We start from the raw sequence: 3,756 nt of genomic DNA on the forward strand, positions 1-3,756 counted from the left end.
CGGCAGCGCGGCGGCGCTCCAGCAGGTCAAAAAGTCCGGCCATGCGGGCCATGTCCAGCCCGGCGGCCAGTTCGTCCAGCAACAGAAGCGGACTTTCCTGCGCAAGGGCGCGGGCCAGCAGCACACGTTGCAATTCACCGCCCGACAGTTCCGCAAGACGGCGTGGAGCCAGCATGGTAGCCCCGCAGGCTTCCAAAGCTTCATCCACCGCCGTATGATCCTTGCTGCCATAACAGCCCAACCACGAAAGATGCGGATACCGCCCAAGCAGTACCATCTGCCGCGCCGTAAGCTCACGCGGATATTCACCGCCCTGCGGCACAACAGCCGCCAACCGCGCACGCTGACGCGGCTTTAAAGCCGTGAGCGCCCTGCCCTGAAGAAAAATCTCCCCTTTCCTCGCTTGCAGCACGCCAGAAAGGCTGCGCAAAAGCGTGGTCTTGCCGCTTCCATTGGGGCCAAGAAGGGCCAGACACTCACCGCTGCGAGCCGCAAAGCTCACGCTCTGCAACACAGGTCGCCCCTTATAGCCGCAACACAGGTCGCGCACCTCCAGCATGGGCGGTTGGGCTGCCGTGGCAGAAAAGCCGATCAACACCGCCCCCTGAACTGCTCTGCGAAACACCTTCCGGGGTGCTTCGCGAGCGAATGCACACTCTGCACGGCGGCATGGCCGGACTGCCTGTCTGCCTGGCAACCTGACTGGCAGTCTGACTGACAACTTGGTTGATGACCTGCCTGATAGTGCGGCTGCTGGCATATCTGATGGCTTGCCCAGTGCCTTGCCCAGTATCTTGCCTGATGGCATGCGAGCGGCGGTATCGGCAAAGATCGCATCATGGCCGCCTCCGCACCAGCAGGGCAAAAAACGGGCCGCCCAGAAGAGCTGTCACCACGCCCACGGGCAATTCCTGCCCTCCATCCAGAACACAACGGGCCAGCACGTCGGCCCAGACAAGCAGCACGCCACCGCCAAAAAATGCTCCCGCCAGCAGGGGGCCGTGACCGCAGCCCAGTACAAGGCGCAGTACATGAGGCACAACCAGACCCACAAAACCGATAACTCCGGCTACGGCCACGCAACCCGCCGTCATGCAGCTTGCCCCGGCCAGCAGCCAAAGCCGCGCCCGCCCAACATGCAGACCAAGCTGGGCAGCCTGTTCGTCGCCCAGGGTCAGCACGTCCAGCGCCCGCCACCCCCAGACAACCGCCGCAAGGCCGGGCACAAGGGTTGCCAGCAGCAAGGGCAGGCTGTCCCATCCACGCCCCTGAAAAGATCCCATAATCCAAAAGACTATGCTGGTTACAGACTCTTCATTGAGCGCCTTGATCAGGGCCACCAACGCGCCAAGAAAGGCTGCCACGGCAATGCCCGCGAGTATGACGCTCTCACGCCTGAACCCTCCGTCTCCCCTGCCGAGCCACAAGGCCCCCGCCAGAGCCAGCAGTGCGCCCAGCAAGGCAGCTGGAGCCACCAGAGCCGCCGCCCCCGGCAATGAAATATGCAGTGCCGACAAAGGGCCGCTTAAAGCCCCGCCAATGAATCCCCCAAGGGCGAGAGCCATACTCGCGCCACAGGCTGCTCCGGCAGAAATACCCAGCGTAAAAGGATCAGCCAAAGGATTGCGTAACACCCCCTGCAAAGCCACGCCTGCTACCGCCAGAGCTCCGCCGCACAAGGCCGCAAGACACACACGGGCAAGGCGAATCTGCCCTACTACCAGCATGAGTGCCGTATCCTGCGGCGGCGCGGCCAGCCCCAGTTGCGCGGCCAAAGCGTGAAAAACCTGCCCCGCTGACAGCGAAACCGGCCCCGGCAGACAGGCCAGCGGCAAGGAAACAAGCCACAGCATCACCAGAACCGCAAACGCGGGCCACAGGCGTGCAGAAGTATGTGCGGAAGGGGAGGAAGAATATGATATCGCGGTCATGCCCGCCCTTTGCAGACCCAGCGCAAACCGCATGGGCATAAAAAAGGCCTCTTCCATCACAAAACAGTAACTGTTTCATGAAGGAAGAGGCCCGTATTTCCTCGATCCTGCCGGCAAAATCCCGTTGCCGTGGCGGCTCAGGCCGCAACCCGGCCCATCACAAAATAGTGGGGCCGTGGGGCAAGGCAGGTCTTCCGGCTTGGCTCCCTTTCACCGGCCTTCCCGTTTCCAGTGGCGCTGTGTGGTGCGAGGTTCATGAGCCTTACGGCGGCGGGTCCGCTCCCGCATTTCACGGGATTCCCTTTTCAAGCCGGGCAACCCGGCTACCATTGCCGCGCCTACTGTAGGCGGGGGCGGCAAGCCTGTCAATGCGGCGCGGTTATAAGAAAACAGCAGACATACGCCATCCGGCTGTTCATACTTGCCGATGCGGCATCTGGAAACTCTTTGCGCGTGCTCGACGAAGGCATGCATGCTGCACCATTGACCGGAGACAGCAAAGGTCTTTCAACCAGATGTCAGTTTTTCTGAATCCAGATGATGCTGGCCTGACGCCCCGAAGCCTTGGCGCAACGGTAAGAGAAAAACTGGTCGTTATTACTGGCAGTGCAAAGATCCAGACCAAAAATATTGCGCCCCGGAATTCCGGCCTGCACAAGTTGATGGCGGGTCAATCCCCATAGGTCCATCGTACTGTTGTTTTCATCGAACCAGGGGCTGAACTGCGGCCCCCATTCCCTGTCAAAGTTGACAAACTCCGCTTTGCCGGGGCCAAGACTCGGCCCCCGGACGGCAAACACGTCCTGTGGCTTGATGTCATAGCGCTCACAAAACCGCACTACGCCCGACAGGGGAAAATCGCAACGGTTGCCACGCCAACCCGCATGCATGGCCGCCACATATTTACCGCTTTTGTGGGCAAGCAAAATGGGCTGGCAATCCGCCGTCTTTATGAGCAGCCCCATACCGGGCTCCGCCGTGGCCATGCCGTCGCCCTCTTCCTGCGTTGTTGCATTGCAGGCCACCGGAGCGGGCTCAAAGGCCATTACGTCGCCGTGCACCTGCAACAATTCAGCCCATTGGCACAAGCCCTGGGGTTGCAGACTTGCCAGCATACTTTCACGATTGGCCGTAACCAGCGCCACATCATCCCCAACGCTGAAGGAGATGTTGCCGCCGCCGTATTCTCCGCGACAAACACCGCCAGGACGGGTTTGAAAAATGCAACGCACAGAGTCCAGACCTGGGAACACAAATGGTATATAGCTTATAGACACAGCAAACGCTCTTCAGTGCATAAATGGTGAACCCGCTGGTCCCAGGGAGCCAGAGGAAGGGAGGGCACAAGCTGAAAATCAAAACAAAACCCTACTCGGGGGCAATCAAGCCCGGCCTGTAAAAAGCGGTCATAATAACCGCCGCCATAGCCAAGGCGGCCACCTGTAAGGTCAAAAGCCAGACCGGGCAAAATCATCAACTGGGGGGCAAAGCCAGTGCCATTTCCTGAAGAAGCAGCGTGCGCTGCCCCGGCGGCCACACTTTCCGGGCCAACGCCCGGCAGAGCTGCATCAGGCTCAAGAAGGCCAAAGGGGCCGGGCTGCAGCTGTTCACGGCTGGCGCAAGCCACAAAATCCATAATACCGGGTTGCCCGCGCCGCACACGCGGCAGCCAGAGAGTGCGCCCTTCGCCCCACGCAGCATCAAGCAGCATACGGGTGTCCATCTCGTCCTTGATGCCAACATAGAGCGCCACTGAAGACGCCTGACGCCAACAATCAGCCATGAGCAGATTCTTTTGTGCGGCCTCTGCACGTTCTTTCGCAAG

General features: G+C 60.6%; 4 protein-coding genes and 1 riboswitch. All 4 genes read right to left on the reverse strand.

The window, feature by feature from the left end; translation table 11 throughout:
* Positions 1–595 (reverse strand): ABC transporter ATP-binding protein (locus QM579_RS11375; protein WP_414999260.1); only part of this gene is annotated, 595 nt, incomplete at its 3' end.
* Between the two features lie 241 nt (positions 596–836).
* Positions 837–1,931, reverse strand: a complete 1,095-nt coding sequence (locus QM579_RS11380; RefSeq protein WP_414999261.1) for a FecCD family ABC transporter permease — start codon at positions 1,929–1,931, stop codon at positions 837–839.
* Positions 1,932–2,097: 166 nt separating this feature from the next.
* Positions 2,098–2,277: riboswitch (cobalamin riboswitch) on the reverse strand.
* Positions 2,278–2,449: 172 nt separating this feature from the next.
* Positions 2,450–3,208, reverse strand: a complete 759-nt coding sequence (locus QM579_RS11385; RefSeq protein WP_414999262.1) for a polyphenol oxidase family protein — start codon at positions 3,206–3,208, stop codon at positions 2,450–2,452.
* A partial coding sequence (locus tag QM579_RS11390) for a 5-formyltetrahydrofolate cyclo-ligase (RefSeq protein ID WP_414999263.1) occupies positions 3,199–3,756 on the reverse strand: 558 nt, incomplete at its 5' end. The genes QM579_RS11385 and QM579_RS11390, both read right to left, overlap by 10 nt.

The organism is Desulfovibrio sp., from assembly GCF_047607245.1.
Classification (GTDB): Bacteria; Desulfobacterota; Desulfovibrionia; order Desulfovibrionales; family Desulfovibrionaceae; genus Desulfovibrio.

What these genes read in the sequence shown, in the direction of transcription:
- QM579_RS11380 (WP_414999261.1), bottom strand. Translation starts at nt 1,931, where the DNA reads ATGACCGCGATATCATATTCTTCCTCCCCTTCCGCACATACTTCTGCA.